The sequence below is a fragment of the uncultured Roseovarius sp. genome, assembly GCF_947489715.1.
Lineage (GTDB): Bacteria > Pseudomonadota > Alphaproteobacteria > Rhodobacterales > Rhodobacteraceae > Roseovarius.
The window spans coordinates 1-1,104 of the sequence record NZ_CANLER010000030.1 but is presented as its reverse complement, the minus strand read 5'-3'; the positions used below and the strand labels follow the sequence as shown (position 1 = coordinate 1,104).

Annotated in this window: 2 protein-coding genes; both read left to right on the top strand. The window is 50.1% G+C overall.

The annotated features are described in order from the left end of the window. Positions 1 to 203: hypothetical protein (locus Q1B27_RS24440; protein WP_299852801.1), on the top strand; the 203-nt coding region annotated here is incomplete at its 5' end. Between the two features lie 263 nt (positions 204 to 466). Then, a complete protein-coding gene (locus tag Q1B27_RS24435; protein ID WP_299852798.1) occupies positions 467 to 1,096 on the top strand; it encodes a sulfotransferase family 2 domain-containing protein in 630 nt (209 codons plus the stop codon). The last annotated feature ends 8 nt before the right edge of the window (positions 1,097 to 1,104 follow it).

The window sequence follows — 1,104 nt, the reverse complement described above, 5'->3', positions numbered from 1 at the left end:
TCCGCGGTACGCTTCAGATCATGATCGTGATCGGCGGGCTTGCTCTGCCGATCTACGCGTTCCACGGTATTGTCATTCCACTCAAAGATATCCTTGTGGTGCTTGGCCTGCCCGATGCCATCGCCCTGTTGCTGCCGCTTGGGGCCTTTTTCGCCGTGATGATATATCTGGGGTGGCGTTTGCGGCGGATGTATTTCGGCTGACTGCCGGGTTCGGCTCGCGAATTTCTGGCAGCGGATACCGGAGGGGTTTTCCGGTATGAACTCTTGCATGCATGTTATCGGGATCGGAAAGAGTCAGTCGGTGAGTCATTGACGTCAAAATTTTGCATAGAAAAAAGACCTGTTTTGTTGTTTACGAAAGTAGGGCGGTAATCGTCATCACCAAAGGCTGCTCGATGTCATCAGGCCAAGGCACAATCAAACGTTTCTTGTCAGAGGGCCGCAGTCTTCTGAGACGACGGGCGTTGCCCGGTGATCTGAAGAACAGAGCTCTTTCCAGACTCCAGGAAACCAGGTCGGTTTTTGTTCATGTTCCAAAATGCGGTGGGAAAACCGTCATCAACGATCTGTACAATCTTCAGGCGAATGAGGGGTTTGGCCACGCAGGGATAGCTTTCTATCAAGCAATTCTGGGACCCAAACGCTTTGACGAGTTTTTTAAATTCGCGATTGTACGTGACCCTTTGGACCGGTGTCGTTCCGGGTTCTATTTCCTAAAGTCAGGTGGGTTTGGCACACAAGAGGATCTAGCAGCAGCAGAAACATTCAGCGAGCATAGTTTCGTGTCCTTCGTGTTGGACGGGCAATTAGAGCAAGTGGTCGATGAACATATCATTTTTAAACCTCAGACGAATTTCATCACTGATGTTCAAGGCGAAATCGCGGTGGATCGCATTCTTCGGTTTCAGAATTTCGAAACAGAGTTCCAGCAAGTTTTGAAGAATCTTGGCCAGCCAAATACCGTGTCACATTTGAACAAGACCAAAGGCACAAGGGTGACGCCCACGGACGAGGATGTGTGTCAAAAACTGAAGCTGGTCTATGCGAAAGACTACGAAAAGCTCGGGGATTATTTCGACCAGCACCTGCAGTGACCGGCTGG